Here is an 18,866-nt window from a genome sequence, read left to right as displayed (position 1 = left end):
TTCTTCTCTCCTTCAATCTCTTTTAAACGTTACTTCATTTTTTTTATTGCCTGCTTAAAGTCTTCCTTACTTATAGTTAGTGCATACTTTGTTGCCGTAAAAACTTCTGGTACCCAAACAATTGTAATAAGTATACACAATCTTTGTCAACTATTTTCGGCACTGGTATATTGACCTTACCCAGAAAAAGTGGAGAGAAAGAAAGGAGTTTTTTCGGGTAAAATAAAATTTTGGAGGATTAGAAATGGTAAGAGAATATACGGCAGAATTCAAATTGGAAGCTGTTAAGCTGGCAAATGAACAAAGAAAGGTAGGTCAACCAGTTGCAAAAGTAGCAAGAGATCTAGGAATAAGGGATAGTGTATTAGGAAAATGGATGAAGAAATATAACGAAAAAAAGTCAGCGGCAAATGCATTTCCAGGTAGAGGTAACATGGCTCCTTACGACAAAGAGAGGTTTGATTTACAAAGAGAGTTAGCAAGAGTAACAAGGGAAAGAGACATTTAAAAAAAAGCCCTGGCCAGTCAAAAAGAGTAAAATATTTTTTCATAAAAGAGCATAGTAAACACTATAAAGTGCAGGAATTATGTAGGGTTTTCTGCTAGTGGCTACTATAAGTGGACTACAAGGAAAATAAGCAGTAGAGAATCAGCAAATAAAGAGTTATTAGCAGATATTCAAAAAATATATCAAGCTTCTAAATGTAGATATGGAGCTCCTAAAATTCATGCTGAATTGAAGGCTTTGGGTAAAAGTTGCAACTTAAAAACAGTGCAAAGTATTATGCAGAAAAATGGTATTCAGGCTATATTGAGAAGAAAATTTAAAATTAAGAAACAACAAACGGACAGTAGCTCCCAATATATTAGACCAAAACTTTATTGTCGATCAACCAAATAAAGTATGGGATTACTTATATAAAAACCAAAGAAGGATGGCTATATTTGGCAACAATAATCGATCTATATTCACGCATGGTAGTTAATGAGCAGTTCAATAAATAAACAATTGGTTATGGACTCTTTATTAATGGCCGTTAACAAGCGTAAACCTGCCAAAAATCTACTATTACATAGTGATCAAGGTTCACAATATACTTCGCAAGGTTATCAATATCTCTTATCCATAAAAAACATAGATGAGTTATAAAGGTTGTTGTTACGACAATTCTGTTGTGGAAAGCTTCTTCAGTTCTCTAAAAAGGGAGTTACCAATAGACACCTCTCGGCACTCTAAACAGCATATCAAAACTGCTATATTTGAATATATAGAAATTTTTTATAACAAACAACGTCACTATTAACTATTGCATTCCTGAGCATTTTGATTCATCATTCTCTTTGTGAAAAACATTCCAAACTTTCTCTCCACTTTTTCTGGGTAAGGTCAGATACTATAAACTATAAAAAAATTTCTCCGATAGTTCATATAGCAAGTAAATTCACAAAATGAAGACTATTATTTTTATTACAGGTGTATCTACGGTTGGAAAATCAAGTTTGGCTCATATATTAGGTTCAAAGCTTTTTATGCCTAGAAACTTTGCAATTCCACTAACTATAGCTAACCCAAGAAAGGTTTCCCTACGTCATACCGCCGCGGTATCTCAGCATAGATTCCGCTAACGAGTAGCGGAATGACGAATTTGTTGTTTTTCAAATTGTAGGTAAACCTAAGCCACTTTAGCTATACTTGTAGAGAAAAAAGAATAGATGATGATCCTAAATATTTAATAAATTTGACTACTGAGGAATTTCAAAAATCTCAATTTTTTATTAATTGTGATATGGTACATTCTATCTTCATATAGCTTTCCTCTTCATACCTCAACTAATGAAATCAGAAGCATCAACTCCCTTTTGCAAGCAAGCAGCAATAACAGTGTTCATCATTAGAAATGCAATGGTCATTGGGCCAACGCCCCCGGGTACTGGGGTCATAGCTTTGGCTTTCCCTTTTATTCCTTCAAAGTCAACATCACCTACAAGCTTTCCTACGTTAACGCTATTTATGCCAACATCGATCACTATTGCACCTTTCTTTATCCAGTCTGCTTGAACAAAATTTGGCTTTCCGACTGCTGCAACTACTATATCCGCTTTAGAGCAATATTCAGCTAAATCCTTGCTTTGTGAATGCAAGATGGTGACAGTGCAGTTTTCTTGCAATAGCAGGTAAAACATTGGCTTGCCCACGATATTTGACCTACCAATTACCACTGCGTTTTTACCGGAAAGGTTCTCTTCAATTGACTTAATTAAATGCAAAGAACCTTTAGGAGTGCAAGGTATAAGGCAGTTTTTTTCACCTTTAACTAATTTGCCAACGTTTTCATCATGAAAGCCATCTACATCTTTTTCAACACTTACTGTATTAATTACTCTGCTTGCACTAATATGATTTGGTAAAGGCAATTGCACTAAAATGCCATGCACAGATGGATCTTCATTTAATTCATTGATTTTTTCAATTAATTCATCTTCTAAAATATTATTAGGCAAAACAATGGTCTCAGAACTTATGCCTATTGATTCTGCTTTTTTCTGTTTGTTGCGAACATAAACCTGACTTGCTGGATTGCTACCTATGAGAATTACTTTCAGGCAAGGAAAAATGTTATACTCTCTCTTTAAAATATCAATTTTTTGTGATAGCCTCTCACATAGGTCGTTTGCTATTTTTTTACCATCAATAATAATTGTCACTTCCTTGCCACTCCTTAAAGTCGGGTAATTTGATATCAAATAAATCCAATACTTTGCCAACAGAATGATTAATAATATCATCCAACGATTTCGGTTTAATATAAAAAGCAGGCACTGGTGGAGCAATAATTGCTCCCATCTCCGTTAATTTTAACATATTTTGTAAATGCCCAAGATGCAGTGGTGACTCTCGCACCATAAGAACTAACTTTCTTCTTTCTTTTAGCGTTACATCTGCAGCCCTTGTCAATAGATTGGAAGTAACACCTGATGCGATTTCAGACATTGTCTTCATAGAGCATGGTGCTACAATCATCCCTGAGGTTTTAAATGAGCCGCTTGCTATTTTTTCTCCAATCTTTTCTTCAGAATAGTAAAAATCTGCAAGTGATGTAATATCTTCAAGTTTTTCTTTAATCTCGTGAGCTAAAGTTACTTTCCCAGCACGACTTATCACTAAATGAGTTTCATAATCGACGTCTTTCAACGCTTCTAAAATACGCACACCGTAAATAGAACCAGATGCTCCACTTATTCCAATTACAATTCTGCTATTCACTTAACTCTTCTTCGTAGCTCATTCCCAATGCACGTTTATAGGTATCAAGCAATATTTCTTGTTCCTCTCTGTCATCATCATCCATCTTCCTCAGCCTAATAATTTGTTTCATCACTTTTATATCCCAACCTTCATCTGCGGCTTTTGCATATACATCACGAATGTGATCTTGCACATCCCTCTTTTCTTGTTCAAGTTTTTCGATTCTCTCTATGTAACCCTTCAACTCTTCAGCCGTTATTTTTACTGTATCTTCCATGAAACTCCACTAATTAATTGCTGCCACTAATATTACCAATTTTTACTTGCACTTCAACAACAGTAATAATATTTTTATCTTTTTTTAAAATCTTAAAGCGAAAACCATACATGGAAAACTCCTCGCCTTCGTCAGGAATGCGCTCTATTTCATTCACAATCATACCTGCTAGAGTTGTAGCTTCTTCATCAGGGAGATTCCAGTATAACTGCCTGTTAATGTCCCTAATAGTAGATTTTCCTTCTATGTGATACATATTATCAGATATTTTCTTTATAAAATTCTCCGTAATCAAATCATGTTCATCCGAAATTTCTCCAACTATTTCTTCCAGTATATCCTCAAGAGTTACAATTCCCTGCAGTGCTCCATACTCATCAATAACAAATGCAAGGTGTTTCCTGTTCTTACGGAAGTTGTGAAGTTGCACGCTGAGCGGTGTACTTTCTGGTATGAACCAAGGCCTTGACATAACTTGGGTAATGTCAACTTCTTCCGCTTTATTATTCTTTTCACGCAAAGCATTTATTAGAGCTTTCACGTGAATTACACCTACAATGTTATCTGGTTCCTTCTGCCATAAAGGTACTCTACTGTGACTGCTGGTTAAAATCTCTCTTATTAACTCTTCTTTATTCCGATCTATATCAAGAGAAAATAGGTTTCTTCTATGGGTCATAATTTGTGATATCTCTGTCTCAGCCAAATCAAGTATGCTGCTTAGCATATCTAAATCCTGTTGCAACATAGTTCCTTCACTGCGGTGAAGAGTAATCATATTACGCATTGCATCTGCTGCAGATATCACTTCCTTATCTTTATGCAGCCCACATAATTTTAGGATGAGGTTAACAATAAATTGAATACCTAGTGTCAATGGAGAAAAAATCTTTACAAAAAACAATACAAAATAAGCAGAAAATGATGCAAATTTTTCAGGATTTTGAATAGCATAAGTTTTTGGTAGAACTTCGCAGAACAATAAAATACAAAATGTCATTATAATTGTTGATAGGAGAATGCCCTCATTTCCAAAAAGATTGATAAATATTGCTGTAAATAAAGCAGAGCAAGTAATATTAATAATTGTATTGCCGAGCAATACCGTTCCTATTGTCAATTCTTTCCTATTTAATAAGCGATCTATTACCCCGGCTTTTTTGTTACCGTCTAGCTTTAGCTTATTAACTCGAGAACGGCTAATTGAGGTTAAGCCTATTTCTGCTCCTGAGAACAAAAACGATAAAACTAACAAAACAAAAATTGCTGATGATACTAAGACCAATAACCAATCCATTAAAGTACGATGTTATTGTGATAAAAAATAAAATTAATTTTACATGTTATGAGAGGCATTTGCAAGCCTGAATTTATATTGCCGAATTTTATATACCTTTAATCTTAAAAAACAAATCATAAAGCATATTACACGCTGCGTTCACATGCTCATCCTCAATGATAAGTGGTGGGGTTACCCTTACTACTTTGTTGTTTAAAACCCTAGTTATTATTAAACCTTTATCAAGAGATCGACTAATAATTTTATCAGCTACAAGAGTTGCTAGTTCTATTCCCATTAGTAACCCTTCTCCACGAACTTCTAAAATCATCTCAGGAAATTCTTTAGCTAAAAGCAACAGCTTTTCTTTTAAATATTTACTAATTCTTTTAACATGATCAAAAAAGCCTTCTTTTAGCATTATATCGAGCACTGCATTACCAACAGTCATGGCAAGTGGATTGCCACCATAGGTTGATCCATGAGTTCCTGGAGTAATTGCTTCTGCTATATAATCTTTCACTAAACATGCAGCTACAGGAAAACCGTTACCCATAGCCTTCGCACAGGTTAGCATATCAGGTTCAATGCCGACATTTTGATAATGAAATAAAGAACCGATGCGTCCATATCCGCACTGCACTTCATCAAAGCACAAAATTATTCCTTGAGCTTTTGTTATTTCCCTTACTTTTTGAAGATATTCTACGTCTAGTGGATATACTCCACCTTCGCTTTGTATGGGCTCTAAAAATACAGCAGCTATTTCATTGTTGATTTTTCCTTCTAATGCTTTAATGTCATTTCTTGGCACTTTATCAAAACCAGAAAGGAGCGGAGCAAAACCTTCGCGTGATTTTTCATTGCCTCCAGCAGAAATTGCAGCAATACTGCGGCCATGAAAGCCTCCTTCAATTGTAATAATACGATTACGTTTTGCTTGCCCTTTTGAATAAAAGTAACGACGAATAAACTTAATTGCAGCTTCTGTTGCTTCAAGCCCACTTGAGCAGAAAAAAACTTTATCTGCAAAAGTAAGGGTTGTTAAACGCTCGGCAAGCCTTTCTTGCTCGGGAATAGTGAAAATGTTAGAGCAGTGCCATAATGAGCTCGATTGCTCTTTCAGCTTATCTGTAATGTATGGATGACAATGCCCTAAAGAAGTTGTAGAAATACCTGCAGCAAAATCTAAATATTTTTTACCATCTTTATCAAAAAGATATGCCCCTTCTCCCCTGACTATAGGAGTGTCAAGTCTATTATACGCATTAACAACATGATCCATTTTATAAGTATTGTGGTATTATCTATACTATACCTGAAATGAATCCATTAACACAAAGCTTTTCCTTTAACCTCTTATGCTACTTCAACTAAAAATTTGGCTAATGCAAACCTTTTTTGTCATTCTATAGCTAAAGTGACTTGGTTTTATCAACACTTATTAGCCATTGTAAAAGTTTTTGTTTCTATTGAATGATAGTTGTAGCCTATGCAAGAAGTTTATTGACTTTGAGCGCACTTTAGCCTATACAATTTTAATATCTTAAACTACTGGACATGCCCGATCTAAAGACAATGATGTTAAATTTTGGACCTCAGCACCCAGCTGCACATGGAGTGTTGCGTCTTGTTTTAGAGATGGATGGTGAAGTGATCGAGAGGGCAGATCCCCATATTGGGCTTTTGCACCGCGGTACTGAAAAATTAATAGAACATAAAACGTATCTTCAAGCTTTGCCTTATTTTGATCGCCTTGATTACGTATCACCAATGTCACAAGAGCATGCATATTCACTTTGTGTGGAGAAATTGTTGCAATGTGAAGTGCCAATTAGGGCAAAGTATTTACGTGTCTTGTTTTGTGAACTGACGAGAATACTAAATCATTTACTGAACGTTTCTTCTCAAGCACTTGATGTTGGAGCAATGACCCCTCTTTTATGGCTCTTTGAAGAAAGAGAAAAAATACTGGAATTTTACGAAAGAGCTTCAGGTGCAAGGTTTCACGCAGCTTACATCAGGCCAGGTGGAATTGCAGCAGATGTTCCAGAAGATTTGATTGAGGATATTGCAAAGTTTATAGAGCAATTTCCAAAATATATAGACGATGTTGATGAACTTTTAACAGAAAATAGGATATGGAAGCAACGCACTGTAGGAATTAGTGAAATATCAATTAAACAGGCACTTGATTGGGGCTTTAGTGGCCCAATGTTGCGCGCTGCTGGGCTTGCTTGGGATTTGCGAAAAAGCCAGCCATATGAGATATATGATCAACTAGATTTTGATATACCGATCGGCCAAAATGGCGACTGTTATGACCGTTATCTAGTTAGAATGGCAGAGATTAGGCAATCTATCAGTTTGGTGAAGCAGTGCATAGAGAAAATGCCTGAAGGGCAAATAAAAACTGAAGATAGAAAAATTTCTCCACCGTCAAGAGCAGAGATGAAAAAATCTATGGAAGCTCTGATTCACCATTTTAAGCTCTATTCAGAAGGATATCACGTACCAGAAGGTGAGGCTTACGCAGTTGTTGAGGCACCAAAAGGTGAGTTTGGAGTGTATATAGTTTCAGATGGTACCAATAGACCTTATAGGTGCCGAATAAGAGCACCTGGCTTTGCGCATTTACAAGCCTTAGACTTTATGGCAAAAGGACACATGCTTGCTGACGTTGCAGCAATTATTGGCTCACTCGATATAGTTTTTGGTGAGATTGATAGGTAATCATTGGTACCCGTTCAGGCAATGGCGTCATGCAAGTAGCTGACACATAACTGTACGAACATTTGTTTGCAAAGGCAGTATGTTAAGTGTTATAGCCGATTTTGCCTCAAACACAAAGGCAGTGCCTTGACTACTTGGATCCAGAAAAATTGATTGTGTACTATACAACATTTTTGATCAAAAGCGTAACCGTTCACTGTTAGACTGCATTCTGTGATTTTTAGCAAAACATGATCTTTCATTTGAGCTTCCTTCAATTTAAAATAAATACAGAAAATTGCTGCCTATAGCTAAACTGACTTAGATTTACCAACAATCGTCATCCCGCTACTTGTTAGCGGCTAAGAGATACCGCGGCGGCATAGCTATCTTCAAAAATATGGTTGAATAATTGTGTGTATAATTATTAATATTTTAAACACTTTGGCTATGGCTTTATCTAAGTTTCTCGACCCTAAGCTGGATTTAACCTTCAAAAAAATATGTAGGGTCAAGAACTGGCGCGCCTACTTTAGGGTTTGGTGGCTGATCCATTGTTTTCACAATAGGCCTCAATCCAAATTCCCATGTTAACGTTTCCAGCTCCCGCCTCGTCAAACGCAGCATCCGCACTACGCTTTCCTAGCAGATTCTTTACCAAAGTTTATAACATATTGTGCTGGTGATGCTTTCGGTTTGTAATACCTTATTCTATAGTCTGAATATAGACCCAGCGTTTTGTATATCCATTCGCTACTCCACTTCTTCCAACCAAACCCTCTCTTCACTTTCAGCTAATAAGTGATTTTCTATTTCACCTTCCAAACTTGCCTCCAGCAGCTTTTTTATAAATGGTGTAAATGCTCCATCCCTTCCTGTTAATGGTCTGCCTTCCCTTATTGATGACAGTATATTTGCTTCCAGTTCTTTGTAATCTACCAAACCGGTAGTTCTGTTTACTATTTTCTGACTCATTGTCAAACCTCCATTTTTTTTATATCAATTTATTACTTTTTTTTCGGTTTGACACACTTTTTTGAACCATACGCGTCAAGTTAAGAGATTGTAAGTAAATTCAGGGAAGTTAAGGTAGATACTCTAGTTTTTCTGTACTTGTCTTTTAATGAAAATCGAGACCAAGTTATGGTAAGCTTTTTAAGAAAAACTTTCAAACTATTAACTTTATTCTTTAGTGCTAAAAATAACTCTATAACCCGCCTTTTTAGCTCAATAAATGCCTTTGTTAAGCTAAGTTCTGTATTCTTTTTCACTTCTGTGCAACCAACTATGCCGTGAAATATAAGAATTGCGCACAATTTAGCATATAGTTCACATAATACTCTGCATGGCTTTCCTTTTAGCTTATCAAGTCTGATATGGCTTTTATACAATTTAAATAATAACTCAATTTGCCACCTTACTCTGTAAATCGTTAATACTTGCTCAGCACTAATTTTATTTTCTGGAACATTAGTTATAAATATTGACCAGTTCAACAATTTTTGATTTCTTTTAGAGGATGTATATCCCTGCGATCTTGCTAATCTATTAGCTTTCCTTCTTCTGGCCATAGACTGTTCTTCAGTTAGTTTCTGACATATAATTCTTACTCTAATTTTTGCTTCTTTTCCTAACAATACCTCGTTTTCTAAAAATAACTTATCCTCTAAACATTCTAATAACTCCATTTTTTGATTTGTTTCTACATCATATATGTTGGTATCGGATTTATAACGACTTATGAAATAAGCTCCTATTTCATTGATTTGTTTAAAAGAACTTGGCACAAAATAACCGAGATCAGATATTAGCAAATCATTGCTTAATATATTACTTAAATGTTTCCTATATCCCTGGTCTGATCTTACTCCCTCCGTTAAATTAAGTTGGTCTATTATCTGATTCATGTAGTCGAAAACTAATTGTAACTTTATTCCAGACTTAGTATTGCTTTCATAGCCACTGTAGCTAGTACCATAACCTTTATACATCTCTTCCATACTGTTAGGTAGAGTAATATAGCTACTGTCCAATAATTTAACACTATTAAATTGCTGTAAGATTTTGCAATCAACTTGCAAGATATTTTTGAAGAGAAGCACAGATTCATTATACATCCTTTTCATAAATTCCACTGCTTCTTCAGTAAATCTAAAATCCAAACCTTGTTTTGTTATATCTATCGAGTCCTCGTTTAGTAATTGACACATTGTTTCTACGCTACAATTATCAACCCCTATATTACCCAAGACCATGGCTTTTACGAACGATGAACCTTTTAGCTTTCTCTTTCTTTTTATAAACCTTGTTGTAATTGAGATTTTGTCTGCTTTTTCATTAAAAAATTCTTTGAGCTTTTTTGATAAGCTAGTTATTTTATTCATTGGTTCTCTCACTAAAAGTATTTCTGGGAGAACTTATACCTTATTATTCTATCTCTTTCATACCTTTATTTCCTTAACTTGACGCGTATGCTTTTTTGAACATTCCCTGTTAAGATGCCTAATCTACTTTCAGCTCCTCAGTATGTAAACTGCGTGGTAAAGACTCTAATTCCTTTGCAGCACTTAAACTTTTATTTTTTGCATGTATACCAAGCTTATTGAATTCTCGAGCAGCAGGAAACACCCTTGCTTCAAGAGAGCCAGCAGTTTTATTATAATGATCAACAGCACTTTTTAAGCTCCTGCGCAAATTATCAAAGTTTTCACCCATTGTGCAAATGCGCTCATATAAAATATGACCTAGTTCACTGATTTTCTTTGCGTTTTCAGCTATCATCTCTTGCTTCCATCCATACGCTATTGCTCTCAGCAACGCAATTAGAGTGATCGGTGTTGCAATGATCACTTTTTTTTCCACTCCAATCTCTATCAAAGCAGGCTCATATTCCAGTGCTGCGCTAAAAACCCCCTCCCCTGTTAAGAAAAGCACCACAAGTTCTGGCGTATTTTCAAATTGATTCCAATACTCTTTTTTACCCAAATCATTTATGTGTTTTTTTATTGCCAGGGAATGATTCTTTAATTTCTCCTTTTGTATTTGCAAATCATTTTGTGATATAGCATCCATGTAAGAATCAAGCGGCACTTTAGCATCTATTATTATTTGCTTTCCAGATGGCATTTTGATTATTAAATCAGGACGCAATAAATTATCCTCGTTTTTATCAACCACTGACGGCTGAGTAAAAAAATCGCAATATTCAATCATTCCCGCCATTTCTACCACCCTTTTGAGTTGCATTTCACCCCACTTTCCTCTGATGTGAGGCTTTCTCAAGGCATTAGCAAGGCTGGAAGTTTGGTTCATCAGCGCTCCAATTTGCTCCTTTAAACCTTCATAGGCCCCTACCCTCTCTTTTTCCAGCTCGCGTATTTCATTATCAAATTTTTCTAATTTTTCTTTTATTGGAGTTACAACTTCGTTGATCGTTGCTTGTCTTTTTTTGAAATCGCTTTCCGTTTCTTTTAATTTACTATCGATTACTTCCTTTGCTAAGTTCAGAAAATTATTGTTATTTGTCTGCAAAGCATCAAGAGAGAGCGCTTTAAAAGTGTTTGTTAATCTCTCCTCTGCTTTTGTTAGTAATTCTATTTCCTTTTTCTTTTCCTCACGTTCTTTTTGCAGAGTTACTTCAAGTTCTGCTTTTTTGACCCTTAAATCAACTATTTCTTCATTCTTCGTAAGCAAAGTTTGCTTTGTTTCTTGAAGTTCTTGCTCTAATTTACATAAATTACCCTCAAGGTTTGCTTTCTTTTCGCTCAGTTTTTTTACGATAATGTAGAAAAATAGTAATAGAGAGACAACCAGAGCTATAGAATTGAAAAGCATCAGAATAAAAAAGCTGTATTTACAATTCTATATGATTTTTGTGTGTATAAGAAAGAAAAAAGGAGCACCTAAAGAGGTGACCTTACCCAGAAAAAGTAGAGAGAAAGTTAAGACGTTTTTATCATGAGAATAAATTGTGCAGGAATGCAATAGTCAATAGTAGAATGTCTACGTTATTTGTTATAAAAGATTTCTATGTATTCAAATATGGCAGTTCTGGTTTGTTGAGCGAGAAGTATCAATAAGCAGCTCCCTTTTAAGTGAACTTTTCTGCAACAGAGTTATCGTAACAACAGCCCTTATGGCTCATGCTGGAAATGATGTTTTTTGTATTCAATAGAAATTGGTAATTTTGAGAGGTATACTGTGACCCTTGATCGCTATGTAACAGCAGATTTTTATCGGGTTTGCGTTTATCAACGGCCATCAATAAAGAATCTATAACTAATTATCATGTTACTCATTAACCACCATGCGTGAATATAGGTCAATTATTGCCGCCAACAACCTTCTTTAGTTTTTATGTAGGTAATCCCAAACTTTATTTGGCTGATCAGTAGTAAAATTTTGATCCAATGTGTTCGGAGCCACAACTCGGTTGCTTATTTGCTGTTTTTTATTTTTGAACCTTCGTCTAAACTTGGCTTTAATGCCATTTTCTTGCATAACACTTTGTACTGTTTTAATTTTTGCCTAAAGCTTTTAATTCAGCGTGAATTTTAGGGGCTCCATATCTGCATTTAGAAGCTTGATGTATTTTTTGAATATCTGCTAGAAGCCCTTCTTTTGCTAATTCTTTACTGCTTTTTTCCTTAGCAACCCATACCACCAGTACAAAACCCTACATAGTTCCTGTGTTTTATAGCAATTTCTATATAAAAGAATACTTTACTCTTTTTCTTTGCCCAGGGCTTTTTTTAAGATGTCTCTTTCTCTTATTAGCTCTTTTTTTAGATCAAATCTTTCTTTGTCATAAGGAGCCTTTGCCTGGAAATGCGTATGCTCCAGACATTTTTCCATTATATTTTCTTACTTAACATACTGCCATCTATACCTAGATCTTTTGCTATTTTTGTACTTGCTTGACCTGTTTCTTTAACCAGCTTAACAGCTTCTAATTTGAATTCTGCTGTATATTCTCTTCTATTTGTCATATTTTGAAAAAACGTTTTATTTTACTCCAAAAACGTCTTAACTTTCTCTCTACTTTTTCTGGGTAAGGTCACTACTTGGATGACAGATAGTAGTGCGAAAGTCTCTTACAACTTACTTTTAATTAGTCTAACCCATGCGTGCCAATCCCTCTCACCAAGATTGCTTTCAAAAGATAGGAGATCCTTTACAGCTTTTGAGCAAATTTCTTCACTTGGAATTGATAACTCCTTATTCATTGCTAACGTTAAACATTGAGTTTTGCACGCTTGTTCTAAATGATACGAGTAAAACATTGCTTCTTGTATAGTCCGACCACACGTTATAGATCCATGATTACGCATTAACATGACAAAATTTTCTTTCAGATCAGCTATTAACCTCTTTCCTTCTGTATCGCTAAGTGCTAGGGAATTATAATTATGGTAAGAGATTTTATTGTAAAAGTGCAGTGCCCATTGACTTATAGGAAGCAGCCCATCTTTGAGAGAAGAAACCGCTACAATAGAAGGTGTATGCAAGTGAAAAATTGCTTGAATATCTTTCCTTGCTTGATAAACAAAACCATGAATTATATAGCCAGTTCTATTATATTGATATTCTTTGCCTTCAATTACATCTCCATCAAATGATACTTTCATTAACGAACGTTCATCTACTTCATCAAAACGCATACCAAACGGATAAATATAAAACGACTTTTGATCTTCAGAACGCACTGAAAGGTGAGTATATGTGTGATCATCGAACTTAAGGTAGGACAAAATCTGATAGGCATAGACTAGATCCCTTTTTACTCTGCTCTTTGTTAACAACACAATCCTCTGTTAGAATCTTCTGAAGGTTTATACGCGAAAAGAGACTTGTAGTAAACTAATAAGTCTATGCCACTCTGTCTTGCTTTCTGAATACCAAACACTTTTGTGTTGTAGCTTGCTTAAAAATAGTTATCGTTATTATAGAGTTTATATACAGAATTTATGTTTTTAAATTACATAATATCTTAACTACAAAAGTAATTTTCTATATAATATTTCATATGTTTTAAAGCTTCATTTTTATGTTATTATAAATGTAAGTTTCAAGATTGAAAATAATATGGTAAATATTAACACAAAAAAACAGCCAGCAGGATTTTTCATATATCTCTCTGGTCTTTCGGGAAGTGGTAAACTTTCCACAGCAATAGAATTATCTAATATGATAAACGCATTAATTGTAAATAGTAAGTTCTATAACAATGTTCAAGCTTGCTCTATATACGATGGTGTCTTTGAACGTGATCAAATACCTAAAGAAGTTCAAGATAGAATATATGGCATTATGCAAATTATGCTTCAGGTAATAGAAAATTATCCGATTCACTCAAAAAATTACATATTTATTGATGAGTTGATGGAAAATAATGACCAGAACATGAGGATGTATGATTCAATAGTAAGGCTTAGTAAAAAAATGAACACAGAAATCCTTCCTGTGGTACTTAGGTGTGATCTACCGACATTACAAAAGCGTATTGCATTAAAAAGGCAAAGAAAAAATAGGAAGGTGATTAATCTAAATAGCATTGTAGAGAAATTTAGGACTGACGATTTATTTATACCACCAAGTGCCATAGAGATAGAAAATTCAGATATGAGTATAAAAGAAGTAGCTCAAGAGATAGTAAACCAGATGCACAAGCTTAGTAACATTGCATGTACGCGAAAGAATAGTCTATAATGATTTCATATACTGAGGCTCATTTAAATATAGAGCTTCAACTTCATTTAATTTTTGCTTGTTCTCTAATCTATCACGGACTAATAGCCCTGCATGGCTAGCATTTAAATTGCAATCCATATGTGTACTGCTTGTAGCGTGACACTGGGATCCAGGTGCAGATAGTGGCAATAAATTGAAATCAAATAACTGCGTATAAAACCCTTGAGCATTTTTGACTATAGCTCTGATATTTTTTTTGTTATTCGTACAAAGCAAAGATATTGCGTAGGCTTGAACTTCCAGCGCACTAACTCCGTATAATGGCTTATTTGTAGCAAGATTTATACCTTGTGCAGCTGATATACCAACTCTAATTCTAGTGAAACTTCCTGGTCCAACTACTACCACTAAATGATCTATTTTATCATAATTATAGTTGTGCTTATCAAACAAAGTATTCAGAATTTGAAAAAATGATTCTGCATGATTGTTGCTGGCGGAATTGTGCTCTACAAAACAGCTACCATCATAATCAACTATTGCTATTGAACTACCAATACCTACAGTATCAATCGCTAAAATAGACATTACTTAAGCTTATCATAGAGTTTTGTAAACATTATAGCAAAGGCACCATTACCCATAACGTTTGCTGAAGTGATTATTGGATCAAACACTATATACAGTGCTGTGATTAACGAAAGCATTTCTGGAGAAAATTTGAGGTATTTCTCAAGAATAGGTAGCATTACCATAATTCCTCCTGCCGGAACTGCCACGATAGCAAACTTAAATAACAAAAAATAGAGAAGGAAAGTTACATAGTCTGTTGTGCACAATGAATAACCGGAGGCAATTATCATTGATAATATTATAATAAAAAAGCAATCACCTACTAAATGAAAGCTAGCAGTTATTGGCACAACAGACGATGCTATGTCAGGTTGCTTTACATTTTTTTTGCTTCCTTCAAGAGTAAGCGGCATAGTTGCATTACTAGACATTGTGCTCATTGCAGTAATAAATGCCGGTATCATATTGCCTATACTAGCTATCCAGCTTGTGATCTTGAATGAATTTGCTGCTCCATATAAGAGGAAAACATAAAGGTAGGTTGCAGATGCTATAATAATGAAAATTATTGAGTAATCCTTAAATATTATAGATAAAACTTGATCATGCTGCATTTTTAAAGCAAGCCCAAGTACAAATATTGGAATAATCGGCGTCAAAAACGTCTTCAAAATAAAGAGAGTTAAATCTAACATTTTGTTCGAAAGCTCTCTGCTTTTTTTGGGTAGCAGTGTGGACACTACTATGCTGGACACAAATCCACAAGCAAGGGCATAAAAATTAGAAAGCAATGCAGGCAGTCTAAACGACCATAAGGGAACAATTGTTTCTTCATACGTTATATCTTGTATTGAATAAGTGTTTTGTATGATAAAATGCCCAACAGAATAAGCTATTAAACTTGAAGCCAGATTCGATAAGAAGATCATTATAATAAGTAACAATATGAACTTTATAGCTGACTGCTTAAGATTGTTAACACTGCTAAAGATTAACGCAAAAATAATAAAAGGCATTATAAATAGCAAAACCTCTTTTATACTAAGGCTCGTTGAGTACAAGAAGGTTTTTACTTCCATTGGAACTAAATGACCAAAGAATGCAGCTGAAGTGATGACCGTGAGTAAGATTAATAGTTGTAGCACGTTCTTATATACCAATGTCCTATGGACATATATATGGTAAGTTAGTTGTTAAGTAAAGCAAAACTGTCTAAACTGCACAGCAAATGGTGTAATGAAAGTGGAATGACAAAAAAGAGTGAAATTAGCATTCACTTATTATTCGTGTCATTTTCAGTAAAAGCTTCTTCCCACGTGCCTTGAGTTGCTGCGCGGCTATACTCTGTTACTCTATTTTCAAAGAAATTCGTATGTTCAACGCCATTTAGTATTTCATCAAGCCACGGAGTAGGATTATCATTGACATCATATATGGACTCAAGACCTAATTGCATTAACCGTCTGTTTGCTACGTAGCGTATGTAATTGCGCACTTCTTCTGCGGATAGTCCTTCAACATCTCCTAAATCAAAGGCAAGCTTTATGAATTCGTCCTCAAGTTCAACGATGGTGCGACATGCAGAATATAATTCCTCTTTAAACTCGTTGTCCCAAATTTCATTATTCTCTTTAATAAATGTATTAAATAACATGATAATTGAATTGGTGTGCAAAGTTTCATCACGGGCTGACCAGGCGATTATCTGCCCCATTCCTTTCATTTTTCCAAAACGTTGGAAATTGAGCAAAATTGCAAATGATGCAAATAACTGCAACCCTTCAGTGAATGCACCAAACACTGCTAGAGTTTTAGCTACATGTTTTTTATCGTGTTTTTTGCTTTCCTCGAATTCCAACATATATTCATATTTCTTTCTCATAGCATCATACTTTAAAAATGCTTGATACTCACTTTCTGGCATGCCAATTGTGTCTAAAAGATAAGAATAAGCTGCAATGTGTATGGTTTCCATATTGGAAAAGCTTGCAAGCATCATGCATATTTCTGTTGGCTTAAATATATTTGAATAATGCCTCATGTAGCAGTTATTTACTTCAATGTCTGCCTGAGTAAAAAATCTAAAGATCTGGGTTAGTAGATTTTTTTCTACACTTGAAAGTTTAGTTTTCCAATCCTTCACGTCATCAGCGAGCGGAACTTCTTCAGGTATCCAATGGATTCTTTGTTGCTGCAGCCACGCATCATACGCCCAAGGGTAATTAAAAGGTTTGTATATTGGATCTGCTTCTAACAATGACATAAGACACCTATTATTTTCTAAAGTAAATATTATATTAAGTGATATTGAGAATCAGTCAATTTAACTTTTTTGAAATTTGACGGCAGATAATTTATTAGTGTATTATAGCTTCAAGTAATTTATCAACAGAAATGCGAGTATTAATATCTTTTATTTTATTATTTACAGTGAGCTGCACTCACACTATTCACAATCACGGAGCTCCTGGCATTAGTGTTGAATTGTGGAGCAAGATAAAAGTAGGTGACGATAAAGAAAAAGTGGTTCACACTTTAGGATCACCAACATTAGTATCAAAGTTCGATGACAATGTTTGGTACTATGTCTCATATAAAATTAAACAAGCCAATTTTTTAGGAAAAAGGAAGTATAGTAGTAAGTCTCTGCAAATTTCATTCGACCAGGACGGTAAAGTTGAAGATACAAAAGAAACTGACATCTTAGAGAGATCTTTGGCTGTTTCTGATTGAAAGTTTGCTCAGATCTTCCTACGTCATACCGCGGTTCATTCCATAACTGTACGAACATTGCGATTTGGGCCTACCAGAAGGGTGTCATGAAAGTAGCTGACACTAGTTCCTTTATGACGGCAGTGCCCAGACTACTTGGATCCAGGAAACTTAATTGCAAGTAATGCATTGGGTTTGGTAAGTATGGGTTTTGCGTTATAGAATGAAGCACTTTCGGTGAATTTGTAAAGAAAACTGGATCCCAGTGGGCTTTGTTGCATCGCTAGCTATGATGGATTAAAGATAAAAAAGATAGGGAATATCAGTAGCTTATTATTCTGGTATTTATAACAAGAACGGTCAATGAATACCTAAATTTGAGTAAAAGAAATTTCACTACCATTTACCAATCCGGCTAAAATTCAAGAATTTCAATGCTTTAGCTATTTTCAATAGAATTAAATTTATTAATATAAATAACAAATTACTATTCTTAAATTTGATCAGATTGATTGCAAAAAAACAAGATTTTCAATAGGTTGCTTATAATCCTAACTATAGTTAGCCTTTCATAAGTAGCGATGCAACAAAGCCATCCCAGTGTCAAGCACTGGGATGACACCATTTGTTGTAAACTCACTTTTACTCTATGGTTATACTACCTTGCTGCTATTCTGAACGGATACAGTGGGCTTATTAAATTATAGAATTACTTTAGCTATAGAATAAAATCTAGTGTTACTTCACGCCAAATGTGGTGGTGCTGAGTAGGCAAGCCGGTCAATGGGCTACATTTATATACTGCACGCATTGCATTATCTGCTATCGACCTGAAAAGTGGATTATTTCGATAGGAATCACTGTCTGCTACATCCGCCATAATTATCTCGCCTTGACTGGATAACAATAAGTTAATTTTTATATTAAAATTTTCTTTGTAAGCTATGCTTTCAGGAATGCTCCAGCATTTTGTGAGCTTGTCTCTTATAGAGTTAATAATTTCTGTTACAACTAATTCATCCTTTTTGCTCTCAACGCTTTTTTCGTTTCCTATTTCATTTTTTGCCCCTCTAACATCCCTTCTTAGTTTTTTCTCTACACTTTTTTTTCTTTTTGGAATTGGAATGAATTCTTTACCCTCGTTAATAATGACTTCTTCTTGCATTTCGATAATTTGCCTCGGTTGTGCTACAACAGTGTGCTCAACTATTTCTTTTTTCCTTTGTGGTATAGGAACAGCTAACGTATCATTCGTTTGGGCTTTTGTTGAAGATAACGAAAAAAGCAAAAAACAACATAAAGACAAAAAAAGAATATAATTCGAATAGAAAAAACGCATATGTTAAGCAGCTTGTTTTACTGGTTTAAAGCTAATA

General features: G+C 34.8%; 25 protein-coding genes and 1 pseudogene. 7 read left to right on the top strand and 19 right to left on the bottom strand.

All coding sequences use genetic code 11. The features are described from left to right. The first annotated feature begins 244 nt into the window (after positions 1-244). The 4 genes from ABL518_RS03260 (at position 245) to ABL518_RS03255 (ending at position 1,304) form a co-directional block, all read left to right on the top strand. Complete coding sequence (locus ABL518_RS03260) at positions 245-508, top strand: transposase (protein ID WP_010082296.1); 264 nt, start codon at positions 245-247, stop codon at positions 506-508. Between the two features lie 51 nt (positions 509-559). Beyond that, positions 560-901: an IS3 family transposase gene (locus tag ABL518_RS06565; RefSeq protein ID WP_095866567.1), complete on the top strand. Its 342-nt coding sequence runs from the start codon at positions 560-562 to the stop codon at positions 899-901. Between the two features lie 84 nt (positions 902-985). Next, positions 986-1,150 (top strand): DDE-type integrase/transposase/recombinase, encoded by a 165-nt coding sequence (locus ABL518_RS06560; protein ID WP_156768648.1) that lies wholly within the window; start codon positions 986-988, stop codon positions 1,148-1,150. Continuing rightward, positions 1,140-1,304, top strand: coding sequence for an IS3 family transposase (locus tag ABL518_RS03255; RefSeq protein WP_080717620.1), 165 nt, complete (start codon positions 1,140-1,142; stop codon positions 1,302-1,304). The genes ABL518_RS06560 and ABL518_RS03255 overlap by 11 nt, the downstream gene beginning before the upstream one ends. A 523-nt stretch (positions 1,305-1,827) precedes the next feature. Here the strand turns inward: ABL518_RS03255 and folD are convergent. The 5 genes from folD to ABL518_RS03230 form a co-directional block, all read right to left on the bottom strand. Then, positions 1,828-2,706 carry a bifunctional methylenetetrahydrofolate dehydrogenase/methenyltetrahydrofolate cyclohydrolase FolD gene (gene folD, locus ABL518_RS03250; RefSeq protein WP_010082295.1) on the bottom strand — a complete coding sequence of 293 codons (879 nt, stop codon included), beginning with the start codon at positions 2,704-2,706 and terminating at the stop codon, positions 1,828-1,830. Continuing rightward, positions 2,690-3,265 carry a UbiX family flavin prenyltransferase gene (locus ABL518_RS03245; protein ID WP_010082294.1) on the bottom strand — a complete coding sequence of 192 codons (576 nt, stop codon included), beginning with the start codon at positions 3,263-3,265 and terminating at the stop codon, positions 2,690-2,692. Before ABL518_RS03245 ends, folD begins: the two co-directional genes overlap by 17 nt. Then, a complete protein-coding gene (locus ABL518_RS03240) occupies positions 3,258-3,524 on the bottom strand; it encodes a DUF2312 domain-containing protein (RefSeq protein ID WP_010082293.1) in 267 nt (88 codons plus the stop codon). Before ABL518_RS03240 ends, ABL518_RS03245 begins: the two co-directional genes overlap by 8 nt. 13 nt (positions 3,525-3,537) lie before the next feature. Beyond that, positions 3,538-4,821: an HlyC/CorC family transporter gene (locus ABL518_RS03235; protein WP_010082292.1), complete on the bottom strand. Its 1,284-nt coding sequence runs from the start codon at positions 4,819-4,821 to the stop codon at positions 3,538-3,540. A gap of 88 nt (positions 4,822-4,909) precedes the next feature. Continuing rightward, the gene (locus tag ABL518_RS03230; RefSeq protein WP_010082291.1) at positions 4,910-6,088 is read right to left on the bottom strand and encodes an acetylornithine transaminase; all 1,179 of its coding nucleotides are present in this window, start codon (positions 6,086-6,088) and stop codon (positions 4,910-4,912) included. Between the two features lie 275 nt (positions 6,089-6,363). Between ABL518_RS03230 and ABL518_RS03225 the strand changes: the two genes are divergently transcribed. Then, complete coding sequence (locus ABL518_RS03225) at positions 6,364-7,536, top strand: NADH-quinone oxidoreductase subunit D (RefSeq protein WP_010962676.1); 1,173 nt, start codon at positions 6,364-6,366, stop codon at positions 7,534-7,536. 759 nt (positions 7,537-8,295) lie between these two features. Here ABL518_RS03225 and ABL518_RS03220 read toward each other — a convergent pair. The 8 genes and pseudogenes from ABL518_RS03220 to ABL518_RS03190 all read right to left on the bottom strand — a co-directional run. Beyond that, positions 8,296-8,490 (bottom strand): annotated as a pseudogene (locus ABL518_RS03220) (IS256 family transposase); the annotation flags it as partial. Between the two features lie 80 nt (positions 8,491-8,570). Beyond that, positions 8,571-9,899 (bottom strand): IS4-like element ISWen1 family transposase, encoded by a 1,329-nt coding sequence (locus ABL518_RS03215; protein ID WP_010962373.1) that lies wholly within the window; start codon positions 9,897-9,899, stop codon positions 8,571-8,573. Positions 9,900-10,017: 118 nt separating this feature from the next. Further along, on the bottom strand, positions 10,018-11,349 hold the full coding sequence (gene rmuC, locus ABL518_RS03210; protein WP_038199773.1) for a DNA recombination protein RmuC: 1,332 nt from the start codon (positions 11,347-11,349) through the stop codon (positions 10,018-10,020). Positions 11,350-11,605: 256 nt separating this feature from the next. Further along, positions 11,606-11,791 (bottom strand): DDE-type integrase/transposase/recombinase, encoded by a 186-nt coding sequence (locus ABL518_RS06555; protein WP_338062968.1) that lies wholly within the window; start codon positions 11,789-11,791, stop codon positions 11,606-11,608. A 240-nt stretch (positions 11,792-12,031) separates the two neighbouring features. Further along, positions 12,032-12,178 (bottom strand): IS3 family transposase, encoded by a 147-nt coding sequence (locus tag ABL518_RS03205; protein ID WP_080717648.1) that lies wholly within the window; start codon positions 12,176-12,178, stop codon positions 12,032-12,034. A gap of 59 nt (positions 12,179-12,237) precedes the next feature. Next, on the bottom strand, positions 12,238-12,369 hold the full coding sequence (locus tag ABL518_RS03200; RefSeq protein ID WP_255322265.1) for a hypothetical protein: 132 nt from the start codon (positions 12,367-12,369) through the stop codon (positions 12,238-12,240). Next, positions 12,369-12,503, bottom strand: a complete 135-nt coding sequence (locus ABL518_RS03195; RefSeq protein WP_007548354.1) for an IS3 family transposase — start codon at positions 12,501-12,503, stop codon at positions 12,369-12,371. The genes ABL518_RS03200 and ABL518_RS03195 overlap by 1 nt, the downstream gene beginning before the upstream one ends. A gap of 105 nt (positions 12,504-12,608) precedes the next feature. Next, entirely contained in the window at positions 12,609-13,319 is a 711-nt protein-coding gene (locus tag ABL518_RS03190; protein WP_010082280.1) for a class II aldolase/adducin family protein, read from the bottom strand. Positions 13,320-13,599: 280 nt separating this feature from the next. Between ABL518_RS03190 and ABL518_RS03185 the strand changes: the two genes are divergently transcribed. Next, positions 13,600-14,223: an AAA family ATPase gene (locus ABL518_RS03185; protein ID WP_010082279.1), complete on the top strand. Its 624-nt coding sequence runs from the start codon at positions 13,600-13,602 to the stop codon at positions 14,221-14,223. On the opposite strand, the gene tsaB is transcribed toward ABL518_RS03185, so the two are convergent. The 3 genes from tsaB to ABL518_RS03170 form a co-directional block, all read right to left on the bottom strand. Next, positions 14,218-14,793 carry a tRNA (adenosine(37)-N6)-threonylcarbamoyltransferase complex dimerization subunit type 1 TsaB gene (gene tsaB / locus ABL518_RS03180; RefSeq protein WP_010082278.1) on the bottom strand — a complete coding sequence of 192 codons (576 nt, stop codon included), beginning with the start codon at positions 14,791-14,793 and terminating at the stop codon, positions 14,218-14,220. The two genes, ABL518_RS03185 and tsaB, sit on opposite strands and share 6 nt — an antisense overlap. Then, a complete protein-coding gene (locus ABL518_RS03175; RefSeq protein WP_006280118.1) occupies positions 14,793-15,923 on the bottom strand; it encodes a cation:dicarboxylate symporter family transporter in 1,131 nt (376 codons plus the stop codon). The genes tsaB and ABL518_RS03175 overlap by 1 nt, the downstream gene beginning before the upstream one ends. 128 nt (positions 15,924-16,051) lie before the next feature. Beyond that, a complete protein-coding gene (locus tag ABL518_RS03170) occupies positions 16,052-17,041 on the bottom strand; it encodes a ribonucleotide-diphosphate reductase subunit beta (RefSeq protein ID WP_010082277.1) in 990 nt (329 codons plus the stop codon). A gap of 131 nt (positions 17,042-17,172) precedes the next feature. On the opposite strand from ABL518_RS03170, the gene ABL518_RS03165 reads away from it, so the two are divergent. Beyond that, on the top strand, positions 17,173-17,511 hold the full coding sequence (locus ABL518_RS03165; protein ID WP_006279908.1) for an outer membrane protein assembly factor BamE: 339 nt from the start codon (positions 17,173-17,175) through the stop codon (positions 17,509-17,511). 131 nt (positions 17,512-17,642) lie between these two features. Here the strand turns inward: ABL518_RS03165 and ABL518_RS03160 are convergent, their stop codons facing one another. The 3 genes from ABL518_RS03160 to ABL518_RS03150 form a co-directional block, all read right to left on the bottom strand. After that, positions 17,643-17,771, bottom strand: coding sequence for a hypothetical protein (locus ABL518_RS03160; RefSeq protein ID WP_256437682.1), 129 nt, complete (start codon positions 17,769-17,771; stop codon positions 17,643-17,645). 212 nt (positions 17,772-17,983) lie between these two features. Beyond that, positions 17,984-18,130, bottom strand: coding sequence for a hypothetical protein (locus ABL518_RS03155; RefSeq protein WP_155975170.1), 147 nt, complete (start codon positions 18,128-18,130; stop codon positions 17,984-17,986). Positions 18,131-18,208: 78 nt separating this feature from the next. Further along, positions 18,209-18,829 (bottom strand): hypothetical protein, encoded by a 621-nt coding sequence (locus ABL518_RS03150; RefSeq protein WP_022626225.1) that lies wholly within the window; start codon positions 18,827-18,829, stop codon positions 18,209-18,211. Positions 18,830-18,866 lie beyond the last annotated feature (37 nt).

The sequence above is a fragment of the Wolbachia endosymbiont of Drosophila willistoni genome (assembly GCF_040084705.1).
Lineage (GTDB): Bacteria > Pseudomonadota > Alphaproteobacteria > Rickettsiales > Anaplasmataceae > Wolbachia > Wolbachia pipientis.
Note: the sequence above shows the minus strand (reverse complement) of the source record. Positions and strands in the feature narration are given on the sequence as shown.

Excerpts from the sequence above, each read along its gene's own strand:
- ABL518_RS03235 (WP_010082292.1), bottom strand. The coding sequence starts at position 4,821 with ATGGATTGGTTATTGGTCTTAGTATCATCAGCAATTTTTGTTTTGTTA.
- ABL518_RS03200 (WP_255322265.1), bottom strand. The coding sequence starts at position 12,369 with ATGGAAAAATGTCTGGAGCATACGCATTTCCAGGCAAAGGCTCCTTAT.
- ABL518_RS03230 (WP_010082291.1), bottom strand. The coding sequence starts at position 6,088 with ATGGATCATGTTGTTAATGCGTATAATAGACTTGACACTCCTATAGTC.
- ABL518_RS03185 (WP_010082279.1), top strand. The coding sequence starts at position 13,600 with ATGGTAAATATTAACACAAAAAAACAGCCAGCAGGATTTTTCATATAT.
- ABL518_RS06560 (WP_156768648.1), top strand. The coding sequence starts at position 986 with ATGAGCAGTTCAATAAATAAACAATTGGTTATGGACTCTTTATTAATG.
- ABL518_RS03170 (WP_010082277.1), bottom strand. The coding sequence starts at position 17,041 with ATGTCATTGTTAGAAGCAGATCCAATATACAAACCTTTTAATTACCCT.
- tsaB (WP_010082278.1), bottom strand. The coding sequence starts at position 14,793 with ATGTCTATTTTAGCGATTGATACTGTAGGTATTGGTAGTTCAATAGCA.
- ABL518_RS03160 (WP_256437682.1), bottom strand. The coding sequence starts at position 17,771 with ATGCAACAAAGCCCACTGGGATCCAGTTTTCTTTACAAATTCACCGAA.
- ABL518_RS03165 (WP_006279908.1), top strand. The coding sequence starts at position 17,173 with ATGCGAGTATTAATATCTTTTATTTTATTATTTACAGTGAGCTGCACT.
- ABL518_RS03195 (WP_007548354.1), bottom strand. The coding sequence starts at position 12,503 with ATGACAAATAGAAGAGAATATACAGCAGAATTCAAATTAGAAGCTGTT.
- rmuC (WP_038199773.1), bottom strand. The coding sequence starts at position 11,349 with ATGCTTTTCAATTCTATAGCTCTGGTTGTCTCTCTATTACTATTTTTC.
- ABL518_RS03255 (WP_080717620.1), top strand. The coding sequence starts at position 1,140 with ATGAGTTATAAAGGTTGTTGTTACGACAATTCTGTTGTGGAAAGCTTC.
- ABL518_RS03215 (WP_010962373.1), bottom strand. The coding sequence starts at position 9,899 with ATGAATAAAATAACTAGCTTATCAAAAAAGCTCAAAGAATTTTTTAAT.
- ABL518_RS03260 (WP_010082296.1), top strand. The coding sequence starts at position 245 with ATGGTAAGAGAATATACGGCAGAATTCAAATTGGAAGCTGTTAAGCTG.
- ABL518_RS03225 (WP_010962676.1), top strand. The coding sequence starts at position 6,364 with ATGCCCGATCTAAAGACAATGATGTTAAATTTTGGACCTCAGCACCCA.
- ABL518_RS03240 (WP_010082293.1), bottom strand. The coding sequence starts at position 3,524 with ATGGAAGATACAGTAAAAATAACGGCTGAAGAGTTGAAGGGTTACATA.
- ABL518_RS03150 (WP_022626225.1), bottom strand. The coding sequence starts at position 18,829 with ATGCGTTTTTTCTATTCGAATTATATTCTTTTTTTGTCTTTATGTTGT.